At 60.0% G+C, this 26,451-nt stretch carries 23 protein-coding genes and 1 pseudogene; 7 read left to right on the forward strand and 17 right to left on the reverse strand.

Going from position 1 to position 26,451, the window contains the following annotated elements; translation table 11 throughout:
* Positions 1-91: 91 nt before the first annotated feature.
* The 15 genes and pseudogenes from C8J39_RS16625 to C8J39_RS16695 all read right to left on the reverse strand — a co-directional run bounded on the left by C8J39_RS16625 (position 92) and on the right by C8J39_RS16695 (position 19,296).
* Positions 92-1,447 (reverse strand): O-antigen ligase, encoded by a 1,356-nt coding sequence (locus tag C8J39_RS16625; protein WP_120301475.1) that lies wholly within the window; start codon positions 1,445-1,447, stop codon positions 92-94.
* A gap of 211 nt (positions 1,448-1,658) precedes the next feature.
* Positions 1,659-2,855 (reverse strand): acyltransferase, encoded by a 1,197-nt coding sequence (locus tag C8J39_RS16630; protein ID WP_120301476.1) that lies wholly within the window; start codon positions 2,853-2,855, stop codon positions 1,659-1,661.
* A gap of 24 nt (positions 2,856-2,879) precedes the next feature.
* Positions 2,880-4,412, reverse strand: coding sequence for a right-handed parallel beta-helix repeat-containing protein (locus C8J39_RS16635; protein ID WP_165895270.1), 1,533 nt, complete (start codon positions 4,410-4,412; stop codon positions 2,880-2,882).
* 539 nt (positions 4,413-4,951) lie between these two features.
* Positions 4,952-6,229 carry an O-antigen ligase gene (locus C8J39_RS16640; protein ID WP_120301478.1) on the reverse strand — a complete coding sequence of 426 codons (1,278 nt, stop codon included), beginning with the start codon at positions 6,227-6,229 and terminating at the stop codon, positions 4,952-4,954.
* A gap of 153 nt (positions 6,230-6,382) precedes the next feature.
* Entirely contained in the window at positions 6,383-7,303 is a 921-nt protein-coding gene (locus tag C8J39_RS16645) for an aldo/keto reductase (protein ID WP_120301479.1), read from the reverse strand.
* Positions 7,300-8,874 (reverse strand): GMC oxidoreductase, encoded by a 1,575-nt coding sequence (locus C8J39_RS16650; RefSeq protein WP_165895271.1) that lies wholly within the window; start codon positions 8,872-8,874, stop codon positions 7,300-7,302. The genes C8J39_RS16645 and C8J39_RS16650 overlap by 4 nt, the downstream gene beginning before the upstream one ends.
* Positions 8,871-10,232, reverse strand: a complete 1,362-nt coding sequence (locus C8J39_RS18875) for a lipopolysaccharide biosynthesis protein (protein ID WP_165895272.1) — start codon at positions 10,230-10,232, stop codon at positions 8,871-8,873. The genes C8J39_RS16650 and C8J39_RS18875 overlap by 4 nt, the downstream gene beginning before the upstream one ends.
* Positions 10,229-10,612, reverse strand: a complete 384-nt coding sequence (locus C8J39_RS19160) for a putative colanic acid biosynthesis acetyltransferase (RefSeq protein WP_243650209.1) — start codon at positions 10,610-10,612, stop codon at positions 10,229-10,231. Before C8J39_RS19160 ends, C8J39_RS18875 begins: the two co-directional genes overlap by 4 nt.
* Positions 10,613-10,842: 230 nt before the next feature.
* A pseudogene (locus C8J39_RS19355) lies at positions 10,843-11,061 on the reverse strand (hypothetical protein); the annotation flags it as partial.
* Positions 11,062-11,491: 430 nt separating this feature from the next.
* On the reverse strand, positions 11,492-12,640 hold the full coding sequence (locus tag C8J39_RS16670; protein WP_147420684.1) for a glycosyltransferase: 1,149 nt from the start codon (positions 12,638-12,640) through the stop codon (positions 11,492-11,494).
* A 213-nt stretch (positions 12,641-12,853) separates the two neighbouring features.
* Complete coding sequence (locus C8J39_RS16675; RefSeq protein ID WP_120301484.1) at positions 12,854-14,101, reverse strand: WcaI family glycosyltransferase; 1,248 nt, start codon at positions 14,099-14,101, stop codon at positions 12,854-12,856.
* Positions 14,102-14,150: 49 nt separating this feature from the next.
* Complete coding sequence (locus C8J39_RS16680; RefSeq protein ID WP_120301485.1) at positions 14,151-15,467, reverse strand: hypothetical protein; 1,317 nt, start codon at positions 15,465-15,467, stop codon at positions 14,151-14,153.
* A 524-nt stretch (positions 15,468-15,991) separates the two neighbouring features.
* The gene (locus tag C8J39_RS16685) at positions 15,992-16,951 is read right to left on the reverse strand and encodes a GDP-L-fucose synthase (RefSeq protein ID WP_120301578.1); all 960 of its coding nucleotides are present in this window, start codon (positions 16,949-16,951) and stop codon (positions 15,992-15,994) included.
* A 14-nt stretch (positions 16,952-16,965) separates the two neighbouring features.
* Positions 16,966-18,090, reverse strand: a complete 1,125-nt coding sequence (gene gmd / locus C8J39_RS16690; RefSeq protein WP_120301486.1) for a GDP-mannose 4,6-dehydratase — start codon at positions 18,088-18,090, stop codon at positions 16,966-16,968.
* Positions 18,091-18,129: 39 nt separating this feature from the next.
* Positions 18,130-19,296 carry a nucleotide sugar dehydrogenase gene (locus C8J39_RS16695; RefSeq protein WP_120301487.1) on the reverse strand — a complete coding sequence of 389 codons (1,167 nt, stop codon included), beginning with the start codon at positions 19,294-19,296 and terminating at the stop codon, positions 18,130-18,132.
* Positions 19,297-19,737: 441 nt separating this feature from the next.
* Between C8J39_RS16695 and C8J39_RS19170 the strand changes: the two genes are divergently transcribed.
* The gene (locus tag C8J39_RS19170) at positions 19,738-19,869 is read left to right on the forward strand and encodes a hypothetical protein (protein WP_259457571.1); all 132 of its coding nucleotides are present in this window, start codon (positions 19,738-19,740) and stop codon (positions 19,867-19,869) included.
* A 6-nt stretch (positions 19,870-19,875) separates the two neighbouring features.
* Complete coding sequence (locus C8J39_RS19175) at positions 19,876-20,025, forward strand: M13-type metalloendopeptidase (protein WP_243650210.1); 150 nt, start codon at positions 19,876-19,878, stop codon at positions 20,023-20,025.
* Between the two features lie 300 nt (positions 20,026-20,325).
* On the opposite strand, the gene C8J39_RS16710 is transcribed toward C8J39_RS19175, so the two are convergent.
* Entirely contained in the window at positions 20,326-20,886 is a 561-nt protein-coding gene (locus tag C8J39_RS16710) for a helix-turn-helix domain-containing protein (protein ID WP_120301579.1), read from the reverse strand.
* A 99-nt stretch (positions 20,887-20,985) separates the two neighbouring features.
* Between C8J39_RS16710 and C8J39_RS16715 the strand changes: the two genes are divergently transcribed.
* From C8J39_RS16715 to C8J39_RS16725, 3 genes are all read left to right on the forward strand, one after another.
* Positions 20,986-21,450 (forward strand): DUF6456 domain-containing protein, encoded by a 465-nt coding sequence (locus C8J39_RS16715; protein WP_120301580.1) that lies wholly within the window; start codon positions 20,986-20,988, stop codon positions 21,448-21,450.
* 39 nt (positions 21,451-21,489) lie between these two features.
* Positions 21,490-22,428, forward strand: coding sequence for a diaminopimelate epimerase (dapF, locus tag C8J39_RS16720; RefSeq protein WP_120301581.1), 939 nt, complete (start codon positions 21,490-21,492; stop codon positions 22,426-22,428).
* 83 nt (positions 22,429-22,511) lie between these two features.
* Positions 22,512-23,066, forward strand: a complete 555-nt coding sequence (locus C8J39_RS16725) for a fasciclin domain-containing protein (RefSeq protein WP_120301488.1) — start codon at positions 22,512-22,514, stop codon at positions 23,064-23,066.
* Positions 23,067-23,285: 219 nt separating this feature from the next.
* On the opposite strand, the gene C8J39_RS16730 is transcribed toward C8J39_RS16725, so the two are convergent.
* A complete protein-coding gene (locus tag C8J39_RS16730; RefSeq protein WP_056487457.1) occupies positions 23,286-24,551 on the reverse strand; it encodes a NupC/NupG family nucleoside CNT transporter in 1,266 nt (421 codons plus the stop codon).
* Positions 24,552-24,696: 145 nt separating this feature from the next.
* On the opposite strand from C8J39_RS16730, the gene C8J39_RS16735 reads away from it, so the two are divergent.
* Positions 24,697-25,344 (forward strand): queuosine precursor transporter, encoded by a 648-nt coding sequence (locus tag C8J39_RS16735; protein WP_120301489.1) that lies wholly within the window; start codon positions 24,697-24,699, stop codon positions 25,342-25,344.
* A gap of 126 nt (positions 25,345-25,470) precedes the next feature.
* Positions 25,471-26,388 (forward strand): acetylglutamate kinase, encoded by a 918-nt coding sequence (gene argB / locus C8J39_RS16740; RefSeq protein ID WP_056053472.1) that lies wholly within the window; start codon positions 25,471-25,473, stop codon positions 26,386-26,388.
* Positions 26,389-26,451: the final 63 nt, after the last annotated feature.

A 26,451-nucleotide genomic window follows, 5' to 3' on the forward strand; every position in this document is an offset into this window, starting at 1 on the left:
CCCCGATCAGCCTGCAGGCGCGACGCTCGGAGAAACCGTGATCGGCCATCAGTTTCTCCACCGCAGCGTAGCGCTCTACAGACCGGGTAGGTTATAATAAAGAACTAATCGCAGGGCTAGTTTTACGTTTTCTTACACCTTTCCGCGGTTTAACCGAAGTGAAATCAAGGTGTCTACGTACGCACTTGTGCAACATTCCCAAAACAATCATTGCAAATATATTTATAACTTGATCAGTTTCAAACATACTGCTCTCGGTAGCGTTATTAACAATGTATAGTACAATGATTGACATCGACAATGCGCATAGATCACGGTTAATAGATATGCATTTCGCTAACATCGTAGCTGGCCAAATCACTACAGCTGAAATGGCAAGCATTAACCCAATTAGCCCGGTTTGAACCGCGATGTCTAAGTATCCGTTGTGCCCTTGAGTTGTGCCCGTAAAAAAGTTTCCATCTTCCCGAGTAATGCGACTTGACGCTTCCGCAAGATGCCCCCAAAATGCGCCGTAACCTGTGCCAAATACAGGGTTGTTACCGTATGCTATTAGCATCGGCTGCCAAATTTGTGACCTACCTGAAAGAAACTCTGGGTTGGACGTGGATGCAATCAACAAATTAATGTTTAAGGTCAGCACCACTATGATTGCAAATATAACTGAAAGCCCAACCATACTTATTTTGCGAATTTTCGCATAGTAAATAACAGTGCTACCTGAACTATTATTTGCAGAATGCATGTAAAAAGACAAACCCGCGCCGAAGGCAATTGCGAGAGCGACGAGAGCGGTTCTAGACTGGGTATAGTACAGGAAAACTAATGCCACGACCACAACGGCGTATCTAAATACGACCATACTTTGCTTTCCGTAAAAGGCAAAAAACAATATGGTTACTGCTGTAGTTGTACCTGCAATGTTTTTGTGAGACATTATCCCACGCCATTGATGTGGTCCTGGTACAAGAAATCCGTGTATGCCGATGGTGGGATAAAGTGCGACGGATAATAGGTTTAATATCAATATAACTAATAAAAACGTACGTATTGTTCTAATAATTCGATCATTTGAAAGTCGATCGCTTACCAAAAAACATAACCACGTAACTATGGAAGTTAGGATCAATTTTTGCGCGGAAATCTGAATCGCGGATGACCATGTAATGGTTATTGTGAACCAAGCTATAACAACTAAAATTGGGGCTGCTACGGCTTCGATCCTATGAGAACCCTTATACAAGAAGGCTCCAACCAAGGCTAAAACGGTTAGTGCGGCATAAGCTAACTGTCGCGAGAAGCTTACGGCGTCATGCGGAAAAATTCCTGTCATTACGAACAACGGTTTTGTTAGTGCTAGAGCTAGCACTCCACCGAGGACGAAAGTCAGCAGGGACTTACCGATCCGTCTACCGCTGCGACTTGAAACGAAATTGATATGCGTCATTAGGCGACTTTACCGGAGTTGAGACCGGAACCAAAGGGGCAGCGTGTCGCCTGCCTGCGATAGGCGAAAGCATCGACCAGACCTGCCGCGATTTTCGTTCCCATAAATTTCCGATTTCGCCAGATCGCGATCGTGAGTCAGAGTAGAAGGACACGAACTTAGAAGGCTTGTGACCATGACGATGTCCCTGCTCGCGCGAGGCACTGACGCATCAGTCCATGTCAGCACGTATCTGCCTAAACCTCAATGGGTCCAGCTCTGAGGAGAGACGGGTCTGGTGCAAGCCGGCTTCAGCCGTGTTGGATGCAACACTTTGGCGCGGAGAATTGCGCTGCAGCTGGCGGCCCAGCGCGCGCCGGATAGGCAGGTCGTAGAGCTTCTCCAACAGGAATGCTGTGATCAGCAGCACTAGCATGAAAACGATGCCTGACATTGGGCGGAATGCGGCTAAGTCTTGGTGCAGCAACTTCGTCGCGACGCCGCTCAGCACCACCAGCAGCGGTACGTGCATCGCGTAAATGGGATAAGAGAGGTTGCCGAGCAGGTTGGACAGCCTATCCGCTTTCTCTGATACCCGCAGGGATAGCGATACCAGCAGCGGGAACACCACTAGCACCATCACTAAGTCATAGGCCGCTTGCCAGCCCGGTGCGTGACCGAACAGTGCAGCAAGTACCACCAATCCGCTTGCTAACGGCGAGATCGTGTTCGTCACCGGCCGGAAGCGAGCGATATACACACCCGCGCCAAAGGAGAAGAATACGCGCGGAATGCCATCACTCCAATTCGCGGCCATGAAGCCCGAATTGAGTGATCCACGCGTGGTAGCAATCCACGCTAGCCACAGCGCCGCCACCGCCATTACGCCCAGAAGGCTACGCTGTCGGATTAGTGGAAACAAAACGACATAGGCAATGTTGATCAGCATTTCAAAAAACAGCGACCAGCTGGGAGTGTTAAGCGGGAAGATAGATCCGTTCGAACTCGCGGCGGGGGGGGTCGGCAAGAACAACGCAGACAAGAAAAAGGAAGCGACCAACATGGCCGGTGTCCAGCTTGTCTTCACATGAAGGGCAATCGCTAGAACCACCCCCGCCGCAGCGAGTAGAAGACCCAGTACGTAGAGGGGATATAGCCGGATGACGCGGAGCATCATGAAGCGGCGCACCCCCATGCCAGCGGTTAGCCGCTTGTCATAGGCGTTAGCGATTACCACACCGCTCAGCACGAAGAACACGTCTACCGCAAGATAGCCTGTGCCCGGCCGCCCCCCGAAAAGTGCGCCCGCATGCCAGGCCACGACCGCCAGAGCGGCGAGTCCTCGAATCAGGTCGAGCGCGGCAAACGTCTGCGCCCGCGGCAACCCTACCGTGCCCTCGCGCACTGAGGTGAGCGATTCCGTATTCATGATAAGATTCCTTTGGGGAACAGGCTAGCGGCTAAGCGATCCCGCCGCCAGATTCGCGTATCGGAGCGAGCTCAGCTCCCCCGTGCGTGGGCGGACGCTCGCCGTCAGATCGAGGCCAGCGTTGCGCGCAAGTTCCAGCAGCGGCATGGGATCAACCGATCCGCTGGGCGAGGGTAAGACGTGATTCGGCTGAACATTCTGGAGGCCTGCCAGCGACGGATCAACAATGGCGTTGCCGCTCCTTATTGAGATATTACCGGCAACAACGTTTCCCGAGCCGCGCCCGGTGGTGAACAGCGACGAATCTGGCTGGATGCCTCGCAACTGGGTGTCATGAGGGTCAAGGCCGGCCATGCTGTGACGAATGCGGTCGCCCAAGCCGTCGTGCCAGTGGTTCGAGATGTCGTATAGACGGCCTGATGGACCGGTATCGGCAAATACGTTCCCTTCGACCCGGTTCTTCTCGCCACTATTGATCCAGAATGGCCACGCGCTCCGAAGGAACAGGTTGCCCGCAATTATCTCACCGCTAGTCCAGCTGTCCAAATAGATGGTGCGCACCTGATTAGCGATTGTATTGTCTAGCCCCGGTGCCCTTACTATGTCGTGAAAATAATTGTACGCTATCACTGTACCACGGGTGGTCAGGCTGCCGAAGGAATAGACGGCGCCCGCGTCGGCAGTCTCCTGTGTAGTGCGCGCTATCTCATTCCCGACAATTGCATGGTCGCGTCCATTAAAGATGATGGCAGCATGCGGTAGGCCGGTGATAAGGTCGCCGGAGACGACCTGTCCCACCCCCGTCAAGCGAACCGCGGGCGCATACGCTCGGGTGAGGACTCCGATGGCGGTAATCAGTGTGTCGATCACGGCATTGCGCGCGGGTGATCCATTATCGGATCCGCGTAGCGCCACACCCGTCTCGCCGACATCTGCAACGACCGAGCGGTACACCACTACCCGTTTACTGTTGGATACTTCAATGCCTCCGCCGCCGGCCAGGCCGACATAACCGTTAGAGAACAGAATATCGCGCGACTGGTCGACAGTGATCCCCGTGGCTCGTGCGCCACGCACGGCGAGGCCGTCCAGCACCACATCATGCGCGCCATTGATCGCTATCACCGTATCTAGCCGCGAAGCTTCTATTGACCCGTCTGCGCCGTAGGGGAGGGCGGCCAGATGCCCGTCGGCATAAGCCATATCCCCTGGCTTCGTGAGCAGGCTAAAACCATTGAGCAGACGAAAACGGATAGCGTTCGCCTGGGGGTAGTTCGAAGTTAATGCGCCAACTCGCAACTGCCTTGAGGCGAGGCCGGCGACCGGTCGCTCCTCGTAGAACCAGTCGAAGGTCCAATACCCGCCCGTGGACAGCGCGGGCTCACCTGCTAGAAGTGCGCCGAGGTTAGCTGGAAGAGTCACTATCGGAGCGACCGCAGGACCAATTTGCGGATGGGCGATGACCTGTCGCTGATAGCCATGTTCTGGCCACGTCGAGCGTTGGAGCCATTGGTCGCCTTGCGTGACGATCAGGGTTGGACGCGTGATTTCCGGCATGCTGGCGCGCGAGGGAAACGAGGGCTGCGGTGCAAAGCTAGGCGGAACCGCGAAACCTTGAACCCGGTTCTTAAGGTTAGGCGGGACTAATCGCGCTAGCTCCGCGGGCAACGCTGCTCGTGCCAGCGGCAGAGTGCCAGCGAATATCACTGGCCCGGTTGAATCGCCCTGAAGTCGCAACGGAGCGCCCGGCATTCCCGAGTCCGCTGAGGTGAGGCGGAGCGGACGGCTGAGGTGATAGATGCCGGGCCGGAACAGTATCGTCACCGCGCCCCCGCGATTAGCCCGCTGAACGCGCGCCTGAACTAGTGCTTGATCGATCGTAGCAGAGTCATCGGCGGATGGTGCCACCGTGATCAGCGGCCCAGCCGGTTCTATAGACTTCTCGCGCGCGAAACTTTCCAACTCGGACAGGCCCGGCTGAATAAGTCGGTCGACAGCGGTCAGCGGGGAAGGTGCCTGTGACGTGGGCGCGGGCGACTGCGCGCAGCAGCCAAGGCCGACAGCAAGCAGCAGCGCATGCGCATTTTGAACCCGCGTCATCTTTCGACCACTTGTAACATGGCGTCTTCCTTGTCCTTCGGCACTCGGGGGGCGCGCACGGTCCCCGCATAGCTGCGGGGTAGGAAGCAGGCAGTAAGCGCAACCATCAGAAACAGCGGTTTCGCCATGCTGAACGCAAAACTGACCTGGAGTTGGGTCAGCGTCATCATTGTCATCGCCAAGATGATTGCGGCCGCTCCCTGCGCACGAAGTAAAAGCGTGACTTGGCTGAGTAGCAGCACCAAAAGCCAGATAATAAAGGCGGCGAACCCCGTCGCACCCAACGATACCAAAATCTCAAGAAATAGATTGTGCGGATAGTCCTGCTTGGCGAAATGGCCAAAGGCGCCGTAACCGATGCCGCCGAAGGGGTGGTCACGCAACAGGCTCCAAGTGGTCGTAAAAAGGTCGAGTCGCTCCCTCGCGCTTGCGTCAGCAACCCCACCATCCGAGGAAGAAAAAAGGTCATCAAACCGGCCGAAGGCTAAGGCGAATTGCTCGGCGGGCATAACGAAAACCGCAGCGAAGCCCGCAGCCACCGTGGTGATCACGCCGAACAACAAGCGCGGGGCGTTGCGCATTGACAAGCTGGAGACAATATAGACAATTGCCCCGACTGCGAAAGCGAGAAACACACTTCGCGTTGCCGCAATGATCGCGACATAACCAATGATCGGAAGGCAGACAAGCCCGACCAGTTGCGACAGACTACGGCCATTGAATAGGAGTATTACGCAGGCCAGCAGCATAGCCGGCCACGATTGACTGAGCCCCACGGCCGCCGCATCACTCCCCTCTAAAATGAGTCGATGTTGTGCCGTCCACGATCCGGTCGCCCTGTTGGCTAAAAGGCAGAACCCCAACACTGCGCCGCTGATCGCAAGGAACAGGCACATCTGTTGCATCAGGCGAAGCGGATCGCCAGTCTGAAAGCGTCCGATCAAATACATACCACCGATTGAAAGTACGAGCTGCAGCAGCAAAGGGGCGGATTTGTCTGTATCAAGACTCCATAGCTGTGACGCCGTACAAAGTAGCAGAAGCAGGAACGTTGCGCCGTCAATCAGTGCAAAATGTGAGCGGTTGTGGCCTGCCACGAACCGGATCATTATTACCGCGCCGGCGACCGCCGTGTAAATGATCACAAGCTGAGGAAAGTTAAGGAGTGCGCCCGCCTGATAAGTAGCAAAAGTACCCGCCAGCAAGGCGCCCGGATAGCGTAGCCCTGCAATCAGCAAACTCACAATCACCGCAATGGTGATGATCGATACCATGGTTCACCTCTAATGACCGGCAGTATGCGGACCAACTTAATCGCTGCCTGCCAGCCCGACCGTCATTCGTCGCCACCTCTTCGCACCGCGGCCATCGTCAGTCAAAGGGGGGCGTCTGGGAATGCCGGCTTAAAAACGCGAGCCTGATTGTCATCAGGTGGCTCCACCGGTCGCTATCAGCGCCTCAGCCGCGTCGATGAAGCCCGCTCTCTCGCCTGCCGCGGCACCCCAGTCAATCGCTTCGACCGCCTGTGTTAAACGTCTTGGATCGGTGGAGGATATCAACACGATCGCATTGGGTGCGCTGGCGAGCGCCAAAGTTAGCAGCAAGCCGGGCCAAGACGCAGGGTCGGCCGGATCGAAGCCAAGCGCGTTCATCTGCTCGTCCCATGCCGGCGGGGTGGGCGTCGGCCGCGGGTAGCGGCGCAGCAGACCGTGGACGATGTCTGTTCCCGCTGTGGGCGTCGATGCCGTACCGGTCGACCACCGATACTGCCGCACCATCCCGAACGGCACCAGCGCGTCCAGATCGCCACCGGTTCCTGATCCCACGGATACGGCCCGGTGATCGGACATCGTCCGTGCCATGGTCGCTGCGACCTCCGGCCCGATGCTCTCCGGATCGGGTTGGTGCAGCAGCAGCACGTCGACCGTATCACGCTTAAGCCGCCGCAGGCTCTCGGTGACGCTCGCCTCGATTTGGGCTGCCCCGAACTGCCCGCGCGTCCCGCCGCTCGCGTTCGCGCCAAGCCGCCGCCTAAGCGCCGGCGTCGCGGAAAACAGGGGCTTCAGCACAGACCGAGCGAGTGACTTAAGCCCGGCATGGCCCGGTCGTGCGATGCCCACCTTAGTCGCGATCGTCACCGCCGCGTCGCCTGCCAGCGCATCGCCCAGCACATCCTCCGCGAGCCCCAGGCCGTAGGACGGGGCGACGTCGAAATGGGTGATGCCGAGCTTGCGTGCCTGCTCGACCAGCCGAATGCTTGCTTTCGTCACCGCACCACCCTGCAACCGTCCGCAGCCAAGCCCGATCCGGCTTGTCTCGCGCCCACTCAGCGTCGTCGTCCGCGTCATGTTGCCTGCTCCAGATGATCGGCAAGGCGCAGCGCCAGCGCCAGCGCCGTAAAGGTTGGATTGGCGAAGCTGGAACTGGGATAGACCGCTGCCCCCGCGACATACAGGTTGTCGGTTCCGTGAACGCAGCAATCGGCGTCGACCACGCCTTCATCGGCGCTGTCCGCCATCTGCAGCCCGCCGCAATGATGGTTGGTGTCGCGCGCTTCGTCCAAGATCTGCGGATCGCGCGCCAGGATACGCGGATCTACTGTCAGCCGTGCCAGCCCCTGCCGTTCCAGCTCAGGGCCGAACGTCTCGCAGAACACGGCCATCGCCTCGACCTCGATGCCGTCGATTCGCCAATCGAGCACCGCGAGTGGCACACCGTTCGCGTCATGCTGTGCAGGGTCGAGCGTGATGCGGCTGGCTTGCAGTGGCTTCTGTTCGCAATGAATGCGTAACCCGACTCCTAAATCCGCCGGGTTGAATGCGCGGTGGTCGCGCAAGTAGCGTACGATCAGCGGCCGCCAGACCTTTGCCAATGCGGCGAGGTGCGAGGGCATGCTCTTCAGGTTGGGCGGCTTGGCACCACTTCGCATGGCACGCAGGAAGATCTTTAGATTGGATAAGTGCTCGGTTAGTGAGCTTTCAAAGGTGAACACGCCCGCGACGTTGGTGATCCGTTCTGCCTCTTGGATGTGCGGGGCAAGCACTATTTTAGGGTTGTACTTGAACCCCTTCAGGAAGATGTTGTCAAACGCCTCATCGAACCGCTTCTTGTCAAGCACTGTAACATCGGCCGCGCGGACGTCTAAATGATCCTGGAATGCGACGCCGACATGGGGATTAACTGCCCAGGGAAGGTCAGGCCGCACAGCGGCGGCGGCGAGCATGAGGCGGCTCGCTTCGATTGTACCGGTTGCAACGACGATCTGTTCGGCCGCAATGGTAACCGTCTTACCGCCGGGCGAGCGCAATTCGACGCTTTCCATCGCTTGCCCATTAACCTTGGGAACGAAGCCGGTCGCTGTGGCGTGCAGTAGCACGGACAGATTCGGGTTACCCTCAAGGTCGGCTCTGAACGCACGAGCGAGGTTAGTTTCCTTAAGCCATCGAGTCAGGACGAACTCGACATCGCTCCCGAGATCAGGACGTGCGACGCCCAGGGCGGACCACACCGTGGTGTCGTCGTCGCTTAGCACATTTAGGCCGACCATCTGGGCGACTCTTTCATAATAAGGCGCGACCGCGTCACGCCCGATCGGCCACCCCTCGAGCCCCAGCCAAGGCCGCGCGCGAAAGTCGATGTCGCGAAACGAGATCAGTTGCCCCCCCCACAACGTGGTGGTGCCACCAAGCTGGCGCGCGCGCCCCTCCGCGATGCCAGTGTGCGGGCGACCTGTAACTACGGCCCGGTTCAGCGCCAGGCTGGCCGGCTCGACCGTGCGCCCGCCCGCCTCACACAGCAACACCGGTACGCCCTTACGCGCCAGTGCCACCGCCAGTATGATCCCCGCCGCGCCAGCACCCAGCACGGCCACACGCGGGGCGGGGGGCAAGGCATCGATTTTGTCGAGGTCGAGAATCATGGCGGCGAGGCCTCCGATCGAGCAAACGGGTAATGAAGTCGGCGCAGAGCCTGCGACACCGCCGCGCGCAACTCGCCGGGCTGGAGCAGGATGCGGCGCGCTAGTATCGCAATCAACACGAACATTGCGACATCCAATGTCAGCATCGACAGTCCCGCGCCGGTCGGTCCTAATAGCTGAGCCAGAACATAAGTCAGCGGCAGACTGAACCCAGCTAGCAGCACAAACCACCCCGTGTAGCTCGCGTGGCGGTTGAGCGCGAGGATCAGGTTGGACAGTGGAAACCAGAAGCCGCCGAACAGGATACCGCCCGCCATCGCCCAAATGAGGGATTGGGACGAATGGATTACGCCGTGGGTCCACAATGTGACGATCGGCTGCGCCAGCAGGCCGAATAGCAACGCATACGGCACGATTAGCACGGTTGAGACGGCAATAGTGGCGAGCACCATCAACGCTTGCGCGCGGCGGTCGCCACGCGCATGCGCGCTTGAGAACTCCGGCATCAACGGCGTGTTTACCAGCCAGCACATCTGCAGCCCGATGCGCGATAACGTGCGTACAGCCGTGAAGGCGGGGACGGCTGCCTGTCCCGCCGCCACGCCCAGCGCGAGTGCAGTCCCCTGTAGATAGAATGCCTGAGCAATTGGCACCAACATCACCGCTCCCGCCGGGGCGAATAGTGACCGCGTCTCTGCCAAGGTCGCTCGCGCGAAGCCAATGCGCAGCCATGGCACGCGCTTGCGCAGCAACACGTTCTGCCCGGCAAGGCCGACCAGCCGACCGCAGAGGATCGTCGCTGCCGCTACTACCGGACTCGCTCCCATCAACACCGCGGCTATCAACGCGCCACTTTCGATCAGGATGATCAGCGCGTTCCAGAACGCTCCGACCGCGAACATTCCGGCGGCGCGGAATGCGGCGAAGAAGATGCTGCCCTGAATCGCGGCGATGCCATAGAACATCAGCAAGAACAGGGTTAGGCGAATATCGCCTACCGCCATTCCCGGATCGCTGCCAAACACGCTAGCTGGCAGCAGCAGCGCAAGTGCCGCGGTCAGCGCAAGTAGCAGTGCAGATGATGACAAGATTGCCATCCACGCGCTCTGGAAGATATGCACTGCCTCGTCGCGCTGCCCCCGCGCCACCGCCATGGTCATCTTGGTGCCGGCCGCTTGCGCAAAGCCGAAATCGCCCATCGCCAGAAACGAGGGCGCGGTGAACATCAGCACCCAGAGGCCATAAAGATGTAGGCCCCAGGTACCGGCCATCACCGGCACCATCGCCAGTTGGGTGCAGGTCACCACCAGCTTGTCGAAGATGTTAGCGCCTACGCCACCCATAAGGCGGCGGATCATGATCCCTCCCGGAACTGGCGGCGCTTGAGTGGTTGCGCTGGGTTGCCACTGTAGATCGTCCACGGCTCCAGGTTCCGGAACGCGGCCCCGCGCGCGCCTAGCACCGCGCCTTCGCCTACCACCACGTTGGGTCCGACAAAAGCATCAGCGGCGATCCATGCGCGGTCCTCGATTCGGACTGGCCGCAGCACAAGCTGGAACAAAGGGTCGCTGACGTCGTGCGAACTGGCGCAGATTTGCGCATCCTGGCTGACCACCGCATTGCTCCCGATGCTGATATGTCCCTGGTTGTACAGCCGGACGCGCGGGCCAATCAGCGCACCGTCGCCGATCGTTAGGTTGGCCGGGTGCCACACGATGGTCGCGCCGTAGATCCGCACGCCTCTGCCAATTCTCGCTCCGAACGCTCGCAGGATTGCGCAGCGCCAGCGGTGTAGCGGTGGCGGCGTCCACTTCGCCAGCAGCGCCCAAGTCAGGATAAACGCGCTCCGCTCGATGCGGTTACGCAGGGAGAAGCTAGAGCCTCCCGTCCCGCGCGTATCATCACGAACGTTGTGCAAGCCCGAACCCTCAGTCGCGGTCCTCGCGATGCGGTCCTGTCGTCGCACAGTCACGTCGCTACCCTCGTTCCCGGTGAATTGATCTGCTCTACCACCGGAGAGAACTTGCGAACGACCGCCTCGTGCTCGATAATCTCCTCCGGAGTGAACCTCCATTTGATGAAGCGCGCAGGCACGCCGGCGACAATCGCATAAGGTTCTACATCCTTGGTCACCATCGAGCCAGAGCCGACTACCGCACCGGCACCGATCGTCACGCCCTCCACGACGGTGACACGCTGCCCCAGCCATGCATCAAGGCCCAGCGTAGTCACCGGTCGCGTGGCTTCGGGAAAGGCAATCCGCATAGGGGTCCCCAGTTCATCATAACGGTGATCCGCGCCGACAATTTTGCACCCGGCTGCGACCATGCACAGGTCTCCCACAACAACCGGTCCATACGCTTCGAATCCCGCGCCCAGATAGGTGAAGCGGCCGACCTTGCTGTCGCGGGAGATCACCATCTTGCCACCGCGCGGCCAGTGGAACCCCTCGCCCAGTTCGGCCAGGCGGTACTTCTGCCGCAGATAGGGGACGAACAACTTACGCGCGAGCGCCTTCGGCCATCCCTCGATCTCGGCGCGGCACCGTGTAATCACCGCATCGCTAGCCCGTTCGGGGTCGGGCAGGTTCGCCGTCGCAGCACGCTGGTTCGCGGATTTAGCCACGGCTCGTCAACTTCAGTACTGCGCGCTCGATAATCGTCGCCTGAACGTACGGGTTCCACCGGTCGTGCACCGCGGCGCGGCAGGCCGAGCGGACGATGGCGCGGTCGTGCCCGCCCGATAGCCAGCCGCTGATCGCGTCGCCCAGGCTTGTCGGGTCATCGCGACGGAACAGCTTGCCGGTCACGTCCGGGGTCAGCGCCTCCACCTCGGGCATCTGTTCGTTCAGGTCGTCATGAGTGATCGCTGGCGTCCCGTACATCAACGTGTGCATCGCGGTCAGCCCGATCTTGCCGGGCGAGACGGTCAGGTCGCTGTGATAGATCAACTGGCCAGTAACGTCTTCGTCATAACAGGCGCCATAGAAGTGGACCGATAGATCGAGTTCGGCTGAAATCCTCTCCAACGTCGGCCGTTCCGGACCGTCGCCTACCAGCAGAATGTTGATCGCGATGCCACGCTCTTTCAGCAGCGCGGCTGCCTGCAGCAGGAGGTCGAACCGACACAGGCGCGTAATGCGCGCGGTGCAGATGACCAGCGGACGTGTGGGATCGGCGAACAGCGACTGCGGCCGATCTGTGTCCAGCAGACCGCTCTCGATCCGCGCCACCACTGCGTCCGCCTTGTCCACGTCCAAACTGTTGTACACCACGGTTATCTTGTCCGCCGAATAGCCGGAGGCGACGCCTAGCCGCTTGCCCCGCTCGGCATAGAGCAGCATGCAGTCAGCGAGGCCAAAATAGGTGTTGCGTACCCCTGCCTTGGCACCGCTTTCGGGCTTGAGCCAACCATGCGCCCAGAACAACACAGGCTTACCCCGCAACCGGGCAATGCTCGCAGCCACCCAGGTCGACGCGAAGTTCATGTCGGCAAGGTAGATCAACGCGTCATACTTTTTCGACAGGGCCGCTTCGACTGCCTTAGGCTGCCACATCACCCGGCGCAGGAGTCGAAACGGGGCCTTAACGAACCGCCGGAACAGTCCGGGATCCATGTGTTCAATGCCGTTTAGTGCCTCACCGCTGCCGAAGAAGTCATATTCGATCAGTGTGCTGCGATCCATTGCCGCCACCACGGCAGCACGGTAGTGCGGCCAGATGTGGTATACAACCGCGACGCGCACGGGCCGGTTAGCGTCAATCACTCGATTTCCCCACACGACACCGCTTGCCAATACTCTTCCGGCGCGCCGACTAGCGCGATGTTTTGCACATATCTTCGCTCGTGCAGCAATGTTTGACGCGTAAGTCGGTTCGGCCAAAGAGCATTGGCGACTTTGCAAGGAAATGCGGAAAAACCGGTCATACCCCGAGCCTGCCAGCCCAACGGACGCATGCAGCCAGCATCCTCGGCGCCTTCATGTAAACTTGCGCGCACGCGTTTCCGCCATGCCAGTTAGCATCGCTTCAAATCGATCAATGATCGCGTCGCGTGCCCAGCGCTGTTCAGCCCGGCGACGGGCCTCGGCCGCGCTCGCCGCATAGAGGACGGGGTCGTCGAGCAGCCGCTCAATCCCCATCGCCATCGCTGCTGTGTTCTCGGGTTCGACGGCAAGCCCGCATCCCTCGACCTCTCGCGCCAGTCCGCAGCCAAAGTCCGCGCCGGCCACGACCGGCTTGCCTGAGGCAAGCATGTTGGTGAGCTTAGACGGCAGCACTAAGTCGGCCGCGTCACGTTTTTGTGGTAGTAGGTGGACAGTCGCCAACGCAAGCAGTTCGCCAAGCTCCTCCTTCGGTTGCAAGTCCCGAAATTGGATGTTGGAAAGCCCTGCGGCGCTTGCCTCCAAATCAGCACGGGTCGGACCATTGCCGCACAAAATAAACGTGATATCGGTCCGATCTTTTAGCGCGAGGGCGACCTCAACTATTGTTTCGATACCTTGTTTTTTCGCGATACTACCTGAATAGAGCGCGACGTGCGGTGTGGTGATGTTCCAAAGCTCACGATAAATTGAGCTCTGGGTCGACCGCGGTGTGACCGCATCTATCTCGGCCCAGTTACGCAGTTCGTGCACTGTCGCAGGGTCGCGGCCCTTTTCGATTAGCTTGGCGCACATCTCGGGTGAGATGCTGCTGGTCTGGTCAAAAGCGCCGATACAACGACGCTCAAACGCGAACGCAGCGCGCGCGGCCTTGCCGCTGCCGTTCATCTGGCCCGTCGCGAAGCCGGCCTCGACTTCGAAGTCTTGGACGTGGAGCAAGCTGGCCGCGCCAGCAACCTTCGCTGTCAGCAAGGCCAGCGGAGCAACCATCAGGGTCGGCACAACTGCTATCACTACATCGGGGCGGAAGCGAAAGGCGAGGGTCAGCGCGATCGGCGCTGCTGCCGCGGCGTAGCCGCCGTAGTGGAGTATGCGCTTGGCCCCGCCAACCTTCGTCGGGATGTAAACCGGTACTCGATGAACCTGGACTCCATCCTCGCTTCGTCGACTCCAGCGCCACGCATTGAAACCATCGAACAGCTTCCAAAAAGGATATGACGGGTTGGCAGCGATCACGATGACTTCGTGACCGCGGCGTACCAGCTCGGAGGCCAAGCCCCCACTATATGGCCCGATGCCTGTCGGCTCGGGCAGATACAGGTTGCTGAACAAAAGGATTCGCATCGGGACGCGCGTCAAACAGCAGCGCGCTGGCCGTGCTGTGCACCGAACCTCACGCTGCCTGGCTTGCCGTTACGCCTTGGGCTAGTGCCGCCGCGCAGAGCCGATCGAATACGTCAGTCAGCACAATCCGCTGCGATCCTCCCTTGGGTGCGAGGGTGTCAATGTGATAACCGGTACTCTGATGAATCGCATTTTCGATTGAAACCATCACGAACTCATCTTTCATGTTGCCCTCGATACCATCAATGCTGACTTGCTCTAGCCCCTCAGGTTTCCCAAAATAAGCGACTTGGCAGAACAGGGTCTCATCACGCTCTTCGATCGAAAACAGCGGCTGGCCTCCCACCCGCACCTTGTTCAAAACCGGCAACGCCGCTCGTGCGGCTGCAGTGTTGGGAAACTCCAGCAAGAAGTCGCGCGACATACGTGGGCGAATCGTTGCGCCGATCAGGCCAACCTTCGCAAAGAAGCCATTAAAATCCGCAATACGATACTGGTAGTGATCGCGTTCGTTAGGCACTTGACTGAGCCCTGTACTTATGAACACGTGGGCGTCTTTCAGCGCCATTAATTCCGAGATTAAACCGTCATAGACCTCATAGATGAATAACAGTGGATCAGCATCAGTTTCCGCTGCCTTACTATACCACGCCGGGTTGGCCTTGTCGCCGCCATAGACAGCGCTATCATATGTATGATGGTGCTGGATGTGCGCGCCAGCATTGAGAAATAATGAAGCAAACCCGGGCTTGTGTTTCTGCCACAGCGCGACAAAAAGATCAGCTAGAAGACGGTCGAGGAAGGCCGCCTTGGCCCATTTATATTTCAGTGCCATCGGTAGAATTTTGAAATAGCCAGCGATCGAGCGGCTCGACAGATAAGGCAGCGCCAGCGGTAGAATCTGCTTGGCAAACTCTAAGATCGAGGGGTTCACGGACGCATTGTCGTTGACCATCTTGCCGAGCAGCTCAAACAACTTCTTCGCTCGCGGCTCTGCTACGATCTTTGTATGAGTCCAAGGATCTGGCAGAAAGAAGGCCGGACGTTCGCACCGGTTGGACGCATTCATCGGCGAGATCGCGCCGACTGAAACGCCGCGCGTTTCCAGATAGTCCCAAATCTGCGGCTGATCCTTGTACGCAATATCGCCAAGCCGAAATAGCTGATGCTCGGCATAGGTCTTGCCGGTGTAGATCGTGGGCCACTGGATCCAAGGCTCCAGCTCGGGGTAAACCTCACCTGCATCCGTCTCGACAAGATCACGTGCCGCGAGCAGCTTGGTAAATGTCGGCAGCTTTCCTTGGGCGATATAAGACTTTATATAATGGAAGTTTAGCTCGTTTAGCTCAACTGACATCACTCGCATTATATAAACTCCTTTAATCCGCAAAAAGGCAGATCGATCAGATGCACATTTTCACCGACAGGAAAGCAATCGCTACGCCGCTCTATGGCAACGCAAACTATCTCGATTTCGATACCTTAAATCCTACCTTTTCGCAAGTGCAGCGTCAATTGAACTAAGCATCCTGCGCATCATGAAACCATTGGATGAGCCAACCACACCGATGGATGGGAATCTCGCCATTGCGTGGTCCGATATCCAAAAATTCAATGACGGCGGGGCGGGGCGGGGCGGGGCAGGGGCAGGGGGCTGAAAACCATACACATCTCGGTTGTCTGTCGGCGGCTGGCGCGCGTAGCTTGACGAAGATAGCTGCAATTACCCACCGAATCTCTATGTCAGTTGGATTCGAAATCGCTTCCGGGATTATGGTAGTCATATATCAGTTCAGGCCATCAATCACTTTATCTCCCAGGAAGGCGAGTGAGCTGAATATGATCCGGTAATGTTTAAAACACTGCTCGGCGCTTCTAGGCTTTGACCTATCAGTCGATGGAGATGGTTTTCCCATGATTATCCATAAACCATGAATAAGCGCTGCGTATACCCTGTTCCAGTCTTACTCGTGGTTTCCAACCCAAGGCATTAAGTCTGCTTGAGTCCATGAGCTTGCGCATAGCCCCATCAGGCTTGCTTGCGTCAAAGACGATATTACCTTTAAAGCCGGTTACTTCAGACACTAAGCTTGCCAGTTCGCGAATTGTCACGTCTTCACCGTAGCCGACGTTGATATGGCTGAGCATCGGCTGAGTGTTGGCTTGATAATGATCAACCGGCAGGTTCAGAATGAACAACGAGGCATCTGCCATGTCGTCGACATGCAAGAACTCACGACGCGGCGCGCCCGAGCCCCAGATTGACACTTGGTCCAGCCCATCACGCGCGGCTTCATGAAAACGCCGGATCAGAGCTGGCATAACATGCGAATTTTCGGGATGAAAGTTATCCCCGGGACCATAAAGGTTGGTTGGCATCACGCTGCGATAGTCGGTACCATATTGCCGGTTGTAGCTTTCGCACAATTTGATTCCGGCGATCTTGGCTACAGCATAGGGCTCGTTGGTCGGCTCGAGAACTCCTGTGAGCAACGCATCTTCTCGAATCGGTTGTTCGACGGCGCGCGGGTAGATGCAGGAGGAGCCGAGAAATAGCAGGCGCTGAACCCCAGCCGCATAGGCCTGGTGAACGACATTGGCCTCGATCATGAGGTTCTCGTAGATGAAGTCGGCCGGGTAGGTGTTGTTGGCATGGATGCCACCAACCTTAGCGGCCGCAAGCACCACCCCATCGAGCTTCTCACTCGCGAAGAAGGCGCGCACTGCTGCTTGGTCGGTCAGATCGAGCTCGGCATGGGTGCGAGTGATGACCTCGGCGCCGCCCTCGCGCAATTTGCGCGAGATCGCTCCACCTACCATGCCGCGATGGCCGGCCACATAGATGCGCATCGGATGCTTCTTCATCAGCCTTCGACCGAGAACGGAAGGTCGTATCCATGTGCCTTGAGCAAGGCGTGACGCTTGGCGGTGTGAAGGTCTGCTGCGACCATTTCCTCGCACATCTCCTGCACGCTGATCTCAGGCACCCAACCGAGCCTGTCCTTCGCCTTGGTCGGATCGCCGAGCAGCGTTTCCACTTCGGCGGGGCGGAAATAGCGAGGATCAATGCGAACGAGAATGTCGCCAGCTTTGACCGACGGGGCATCATCACCCTCGACCTTGTCGACGATGCCGACCTCGTCGACGCCTTCGCCCTTGAACCGCAGCGTAATGCCGAGGTGGGCTGCCGACCAAGTGATGAATTTGCGTACCGAATATTGCACACCGGTGGCGATGACAAAGTCTTCTGCCTGCTCCTGCTGCAGCATCATCCACTGCATGCGGACATAGTCCTTGGCGTGGCCCCAGTCGCGCAAAGAGTCGATATTGCCCATGAACAGGCCCGTCTCCAGGCCCTGCGCGATATTCGCGAGGCCGCGGGTGATCTTGCGGGTAACGAAGGTTTCGCCCCGACGCGGACTCTCGTGGTTGAACAGCACGCCGTTACAGGCATACATACCATAGGCCTCGCGGTAGTTGACCGTAATCCAGTACGCATAGAGCTTGGCGACCGCGTAGGGCGATCGCGGATAGAACGGCGTCGTTTCCTTCTGCGGGGTCTCCTGCACGAGGCCATAGAGTTCAGAGGTCGATGCCTGATAGAAGCGCGTCTTCTTCTCGAACCCGAGGAAGCGGATCGCCTCGAGCAGGCGCAGCGTACCTATGCCATCGACGTCAGCGGTATATTCGGGCGCCTCGAAGCTGACCGCGACATGGCTCTGGGCGCCGAGGTTGTACACCTCGTCGGGCTTCACTTCGCTCAGGATGCGCGTGAGGTTGGAAGTATCCGAGAGATCGCCGTAATGCAGCTTCAGGTTAGGCTGCTGCGAATGCGGATCTTGGTATATGTGATCGATGCGCTGCGTGTTGAACAGCGAAGCGCGACGTTTGATGCCGTGAACCTCGTAGCCTTTTTCGAGTAAGAACTCGGCTAAATACGATCCGTCTTGGCCTGTGACGCCGGTTACAAGGGCTACTTTTTTACTCATTGTTATTTCCCTTGTTATGATTTTGCGTCGACTGAATGTTCAATCTGACCCAAACAGGTCGCGCGTGAAAACCTTATATTTTACGTTGTCGAGTGCGTCTGCCATGCGATTTGAAATTATAATGTCGCAGCTTTGTTTGAAGGCCTCGAGATCTCGAACAACGCTTGAGCCAAAAAATTGATCGCCTTCCATCGTGGGCTCGTAAATCACGACCTCAATACCTTTTGCCTTGATCCGTTTCATGATGCCTTGAATCGAGGATGCGCGGAAATTGTCGGAGCCTGCCTTCATCACCAAGCGAAAAACGCCTACTTTGCTAGGCTTCCGCGCAATTATCTGATCGGCTAAGAAGTCCTTGCGGGTGCGATTTGCGTCGACAATGGCGCGAATTAAATTTTGCGGCACCTCGGAATAGTTCGCCAGCAGCTGTTTCGTATCCTTGGGCAGGCAATAGCCGCCATAGCCGAAGCTGGGATTGTTGTAATGCCTGCCAATACGCGGATCGAGCCCTATCCCGTCAATGATCTGGCGCGTGTCCATGCCGCCGGCGATTGCATAGCTGTCGAGTTCATTGAAGAAAGCGACGCGCATCGCGAGATAGGTATTAGCGAACAGCTTGATCGCCTCGGCTTCATTGGCATCGGTAAAGAGGATTTCGACATCCTTTTTCTCCGCACCATTCAGGAGCAGGTCGGCGAAAATTTGTGCCCGCTCAGAGCGCTCGCCGACGACAATCCGTGATGGGTGCAGATTATCGTAAAGGGCCTTACCCTCGCGCAGGAACTCGGGACTAAAGATGACTTGGTCAGTCCCAAAACGTGCTCGGATATCGTTCACGAAACCGACTGGGATGGTCGATTTTACCACGATCGTGGCTTGGGGATTCGCTGCAATCGTCGTCTGGATCACCGCTTCCACCGACGACGTGTCGAACTTGTTGGTCTCCGCGTCGTAATTCGTCGGCGTGGCGACGATCACGTAATCAGCCCCGGCAAGTGCCCGCCGCGCATCTAGCGTTGCAGTGAGGTTCAGCGTTCTTGTGGCGAGAAAATCCTCCAATTCTGCGTCAACGATCGGCGACTTACGCGCGTTGAGCATCTCGATGCGCGCAGATGCAATGTCGACGGCAATTACTTCATTGTGTTGCGCGAGGAGAACGGCGTTGGAAAGACCAACATAACCAAGACCAAAGACTGCGATCTTCATAGCGATCTAATCCATTCTTGATCATGGCCAAAATTCGGGAACGCGTCTTGTGGTATCCCCGAGGCTTCGTTTATTCTCATCGTGTGGCCCCCGCCGCGTGGTAGCGTTGTCATCTCCATTACGATGAGGCACGTCAACGCGTTTATGCTGCATCTGCACAATGAAGCGTACGTTCATTCTTTCCAAGCGTTGAAAAACGGCAGGCCTTGGAGGATTGGCATGTCACCCTCAAGCGGTGATAGCTTTATACGATAATGTTCTTGATCACCTGTAGAACGCGGGTAAGTCCCCGCTCGCCACTGCATCGGTAACCATCCGGCCTGGGCCGCGGACGGCGGCTGACAGGTAGTGAACCAGCGTGCCGGCGGCCCTTCCTAAACTGGATCAGTGAGTGGCTGACGACTAACTGTAAGCTGTTATGAGCCTCAATCGGTTCAACTCGTGGATCTTGGCGGTATCGAGACGGCGTATTCTGCCGATCAAAAGTTTCAGGCGGTGCACGGCAAGGCACCGGTGATAGGCGGGCTGAGCGGCGGTCAGCGGTTCTTCCTTGCCTATGCGCAGGCGTGGTAGGCGAAGTTGCGCGATAGGCCGGCCGGCGCGCGCCTGCTTACCAATCCCCACTCGCTGCATTTCCACCGGGGCAACGGGATCGTCCGGAACGTCGACGCCTGGTACGCGGCGTTCGGCATGAAGTCCGGCGATGCGATGCATCATGCCCCCGCTTAGCGGCTTCATATCTGATGAAACTGAAGGTCGTGCGGCAACCCTGCGCGCACTTTCCTGCTTAGCGATCAACTCAGCCGGCACAGCATTGTTACCGATTCGCGCGAACGATGCGACCTACGTTCGCCAGGGTCGCTGATATTGATCGGTGGACAGCAAATGGACAGCACGGACTTGACATGTTTTACATATGTTCGCGCTATGTCCCTCCACTAAAAGGTCGTTCAAGGAGGGGGAGGCGTGGCGATCCCTCGTTTACACCGAGAATGTCGGCGGTTCGAGCCCGTCATCGTCCACCACCTTCTATAGCTCGCGGACTAGTCGCACCGCGACTGCGATCCAGGCGGGGTCGGCGATGGTCAGCGACTGGGTGCCGGTGTCCGGCGGGAGGACGGTAACGCCGCCGTCGCATCCGGTGAGCCGGCCGAACGCGAACCTTCCTGCCGGTTGCGGGACGAGGACGTCGCGGTTTAGGGCGGTTGCGAAATCTTCGGGTTTCAACATCGACGTCCAGATCACGTCGCCCGCGCGGTAATCGCCGGTGCCGTTCGCGACTGTGATGGCGATCTGGCCTGGCACGACCTGAGGCGGTGGTGCGGTCGTGGTTCGGCGGGGGGCGTGGGCTCCGCCGCTATCGAGTATTGCTGCGACTGGCAGGTCCTTGCGCTCCGGTAATGTCACGAGATCACTTGCCTCTACGCCGAGTGCGGCGGCGATTCGGTTGAGCCAGCCGATCGAGACGGTGCGCGTGCCGGTCTCCAGCCGCCCGATCGTTTGTGCCGTGGTCGGCGGATCGCAACGCCTGGCGACATCCTCCAGCGTCAGTCCCTTGGCACGCCGGACTTCGCGAATGGCAGTGATCATTGCAATGCGATCATCGAACAGCTCCAAACCAGATGGGTTAATTCTCTGTCCTACAACGGTGGAGCTATGGCAACCGCCAAGCGCAACGGGAGATGGCGGATGCGCGAACTGGTAGAGCGGACGGTCGATTCGGACGGTGTTCCACAGCCGGCCGGCGCGCGTCGCGGTCGCACGGTCACCGTGAACCTCGCGGAGTCGCCGCTCGGCTGGTTGCGGTCGCGCGCGTTGATCGACGTGACGCAGTTCGAGGCGGGGGAGCGGCTGCGCGCGGATTACGAACGCGCGTCGATCGCGCCGAGCGTGACGATGCGCTGGGTCGAGCGGGTCGATGGCGGCGGTGGTGACGGGCTCGATCCGACGTCAGCGCAGATCGCGGCGAAGCGTCGGTTCGACGCGGCACTGGCGGCGGCGGGGCCCGGGCTGGCGGATATCCTGTGGCGTGTCGTCTGTGCAGGGGAGGGACTGCCCGTGGCGGAGAAGGCGTTGCAATGGCCGGCGCGGGCAGGGCGGCTGGTGCTGACGCTCGCGCTCGATCGCCTGACCGCGCATTACGGGATCGGCTAGGCGCTCGCATTGGCGCGCTCGCGTGACTAGATGGCGGGCATGCGCTTCGATCTCATAAAATGCCACGGTTCGGGTAACGACTTTCCGCTGATCGATGCACGCGCGTCGGCGCTTGGCGATGCGGCTTGGGCAGCCGTCGCGCGGGCGCTGGCGGATCGCGATGGACCTGTGGGTGGCGACGGACTCCTGCTGCTGACGACCGGCGACGCGACCCACGCGTTCGGGATGCGGATGTTCAATTCGGACGGCAGCGAGTCTGAGACGTGCCTGAACGGCCTGCGTTGCGTCGCGCGCGCCGGGTTCGCGGCTACGGGCTCCGAATCCGCGTCCGCGCTGCTGAAGACGAGCGACGCGGCCGTCGAGCGCGATGCCGATATTGCCGAGGGCGTCTTCACCATTCGCGAGATCGCGGGCCCTGCGTCTCTGGATGCCGCGGCGTGGCCGATCCATGTCGGGACCGATCGCATCGTCGATGCGCCGATCGCGCGCTTGCCGACGGACCGCGCCTTCACGGCGGTGGCGATGCCCAACCCCCATCTCGTGACGTTCGTGGATGCCGTCGACGAAGCCGAACTCGTCCGCGTTGGCGAGGCGTGCGAGGCGGCACCTGACTGGCTGCCGAATCGCGCGAACGTCAGTTTCGTAGAGGTGCGTGGCCATGACCTGTTCGTGCGGACGTTCGAGCGCGGCGTCGGGCTGACCGACAGCTGCGGCAGTGCGATGGCGGCGTCGACCTATGCCGCCTGTCTGACCGGGCGGATCGCGTACGACACGCAGACCACCGTCTTCAACAAGGGCGGTCTGGTCCGTGCCGAGGCGAGCGAGGCGGCGATGGTGACGCTGTCGGGCAATGCGACGTTCGAGTGGACGGGCACGGTCGAGGTCGATCTCGACACGGCGACCGCAAGCGAGCTGGCCGTCACGCGGCGGCATGACGACGAGATCGCGGCCTGGGCGGGGCTTCTCGCGGCGATCTGAACGCCGGCTGCGTCCTTATCCCGGCGGGCGCGTATCTCCCCGCAGTGGCGCCGCACACCGGCTCCGCACGCAGGAGAGAAGCCATGAACCACTTCATTCGTACCGCGATCGTCGCGGCCGCCGTTGCCGTCAGCGGCAGCGCCATCGTTGCCGCGCAAACCAACCCGATGGTCGGCGGCGCCGCGATGTATCCGACCAAGACGATCGTCGAGAACGCCGTCAATTCGAAGGATCACACGACGCTGGTCGCCGCGGTCAAGGCCGCCGGCCTGGTCGAGACGCTGTCGGGCCCGGGTCCGTTCACCGTGTTCGCGCCGACCAACGCCGCGTTCAAGAAGCTGCCGGCCGGCACCGTCGACACGCTGCTCAAGCCCGAGAACAAGGCGCAGCTCGCCAGCGTCCTGACCTATCACGTCGTCCCCGGCACGATCACCGCCGCCGACATCGCCGCCAAGGCGAAGGCGAACGGCGGCACCGCGACCTACACGACCGTGCAGGGCGAGCCGCTGATGTTCAAGAAGGTCGGCACCGGCTGGGGCATCATGGACGGCAAGGGCCACAAGGGTAAGATCACGATCGCGAACGTCATGCAGTCGAACGGCGTGATCCACGTCGTCGACACGGTGATGCTGCCGTAATCGGCGTTTCCGCGAGATAGCTTCCGCGTTCCACAACGCGGCAGTGGCGTCGGGCCCGTTGCCGAGCGGTGACGGGCCCGATTGCGTTTCGGGGCCTTGTAGTTTCGGCCCGTTATCTCGACCCGCGTCATCCTGACGAACGTCAGGACCCAGGGTAACAAGCGCTGCCCCTCGTGGCTCTGGGTCCTGACTTTCGTCAGGATGGCGGATGGGCGGGATTCAGCCGATCAGCAGGCCCGCGAGCGCGGCCGACATTAAGTTCGCAAGACTCCCCGCCGCCAGCGCGCGCAGGCCAAGCTTGGCGATCATCGGCCGCTGGTTCGGCGCGAGGCTGCCCGTCACCGCCATCTGGATCGCGATCGACGAGAAGTTCGCGAACCCACACAGCGAGAAGGTGATGACCGCGATCGTCCGCGGGCTCAGCCCCTGCTGCGTACCGAGCGAGATGTAGGCGACGAATTCGTTCAGCACGATCTTCTGCCCGAACAGCCCACCGGCGATTCCCGCCTCGCTCCACGGCACGTTCAGCAGGAACATGATCGGCGCGAAGACATAGCCGAGCAGCCCCTGGAAGCTCAGCCCCGGCAGCCCGATCATGTTGCCAAGCCCGCCGAGTAATCCGTTCGCCAGCGCCACCAGCGCGACGAACGCCAGCACCATCGCGCCGACCGCGACGGCCAAGCGCACGCCGGTCTGCGCACCCTGGGCGGCGGCCATGATCAGATTGGCGGGCTTTTCCTCGTCATGCGTGGCTTGCGGCATCGGTTCGCCCGCCGACGATTCGCCGGGCAGATCGCCGAGCGCGAGTTCGCCTTCTGGTGGCGTGACGCGGTCGGGCATGATGATCTTCGCCATCAGGATGCCGCCCGGCGCCGCCATGAAGCTCGCGGCGAGCAGGTAATCGATGCGGATGCCCATCGACGCATACGCCGCGAGGATCGTACCCGCGACGCCCGCCATGCCGCTGGTCATCACGGTAAAGAGCTGCGCCGGGGTGAGCCCCGCCAGATAGGGGCGGATGACGAGCGGCGATTCGCTCTGGCCGACGAAGATGTTCGCTGCGGCGCACAGCGATTCGACCTTCGAGACGCCGATGACCTTCTCGATCCCGCCGCCGACCCAGCGCACCACGAACTGCATGATGCCGAGATAATAGAGGATCGAGACGAGACTGGCGAAGAAGATGATCACCGGCAACGCGGCGATCGCGAAGCTCTGGCCGCCGATCTCGGGCGTCGCCATCTTGCCGAACAGGAACTCGGTGCCCTTCTGCGAATAGCCGAGCAAATTGGCGACGCCGCCGGACATCTCGCCGAGCACGACCTTGCCGAAGCTAGAGTACAGTACGAGGACCGCGATCCCGGCCTGCAACGCGAACGCGGCGCCGACGATGCGCAGGCGGATCGCACGGCGGTCGCTCGACAACAGCACGGCAATGCCCAGGATGACGGCGATGCCCGCCAAACCGATGAAGAGTCTTTCCATGGACGCCCTGCGTTTTCTTGCGATGACACGCGCCGCCCCCCGGCTGCGCAAGCGACCGACATGACACGCGAGCGCCGCGCTCGCCAGTTATTTGAAGCGCGCTAGTCATTTGACGGCGCGCGCGTTTTCGCTAGCGTCCCGCGCGATGGATAAGTTGCCCCCCGCGTTCCCGCGTTCGCTCTTCGTTTTCTCGGTCCTGTACGGCGGCATGGTGTGCATCGCCGGCGTGTTGGGGGTGAAGCAGGTCGCGCTCGGCCCGCTCGCGGTCGAGGCGGGGATCTTCGGCTTCCTGCTGCTGGTGGTGCTGAGCAGCGCAATCGCCGAGCTGCACGGCCAGAAGACCGCGACGTTCCTGGTGCGCCTCGGGTTCATCCCTTTGCTCGTGTCGGCGGCGCTGATCCACCTGGTGCTGGCGCTGCCGCACGATCCGGGGATGTACCCGCCCGCGGTCGACGCGTTCCCGGTCGTGGTCGGCCAGAGCTCGCGGATGATGATCGCGGGGCTGATCTCGTACGGGATTTCGCAGACGCTCAACGTGCTGATCTTCTCCAAGTTGTCGGGTCAGGTCGGCAGCGGTGACGGCAAGCTGGTGTGGCTGCGCGGGATGATCGCGAGCATCATCTCGCAGATCATCGACACGATTTTGTTCATCACCATCTCGTTCCTCGGCGAGCGGCCGATCGTCGCGTTGATGGAAGGGCAGATGCTGACCAAGGTCGTGCTGTCGATCGTGCTGGTACCGTTCATGATCACGTTCTTCGTGAAACTGGGACGGCGGTTGGACCGGGCATAATGTTAGATTTTTCCGTTCGTGCCGAGTAGAGACCGAGCCTGTCGAGGGCTCGTATCGAGGTACAGGTCTCTCGATACGCCATCTCGACAAGTGCTCGATGGCTACTCGAGACGAACGGAAGTTTAGTTGACCGATCACACGCCCGATCCCGCCCTGCTCGCCAAGGCGGAAACGCTCACCGAGGCGCTGCCGTACCTGCAGCGCTATGCCGGCAAGACGTTCGTCGTGAAATACGGCGGCCACGCGATGGGCGACCCCGAGTTGCAGCGTGATTTTGCCGAGGACATGGTGCTACTCAAGGCAGTCGGCATCAACCCGGTCGTCGTCCACGGCGGCGGGCCACAGATCGGCGCAATGTTGAAGCGCCTCGGCGTCGAATCGCGCTTCGTCGACGGCCTGCGCGTCACCGATGCCGAGACCGCGCAGATCGCCGAGATGGTCCTCGCCGGCTCGATCAACAAGGAAATCGTCGGCTGGATCGGCCAGGCGGGCGGTCGCGCGGTCGGCATCTCGGGCAAGGACGCCGGCCTCGTCCTCGCGCAGAAAGTCGGCCACGGCCGCGAGCCCGACAAGCTCCAGGGGATCGAGCGGCATGTCGACCTGGGCTTCGTCGGCGAGCCGATCGCGGTCGACCGGACGATCCTCGACACGCTGATCGCCGCCGACATCATCCCGGTGATCGCGCCGATCGGTATCGGTGCGGACGGCCACACCTACAACATCAACGCCGACACGATGGCGGGCGCGATCGCCGCCGCGATGGGCGCGGCGCGCTTCTTTCTGCTCACGGATATCGTCGGCGTGCTCGACAAGGAGGGCGAGCTGCTCACCGATCTCGATCCTGCGCGGATCGCCGAACTGCGCGCGGACGGCACGGTGACCGGTGGCATGATCCCGAAGCTCGACACCTGCGTCGCGGCGGTCGAATCGGGCGTCGATGCCGCGGTCATCATCGACGGCCGCGTGCCGCACGCGATGCTGCTGGAGATCTTCACCAAGCAGGGCGCGGGCACGCTGGTCAGCGCCAACGGGCGCTCGCGGTAACGGGCGCCAAGGTCCCCCCACTCCCGTCATCCTGACGAAAGTCAGGATCCAGAGCCACACAGG

The sequence above is a fragment of the Sphingomonas sp. PP-CC-1A-547 genome (genome assembly GCF_003610375.1).
Taxonomy (GTDB): domain Bacteria; phylum Pseudomonadota; class Alphaproteobacteria; order Sphingomonadales; family Sphingomonadaceae; genus Sphingomonas.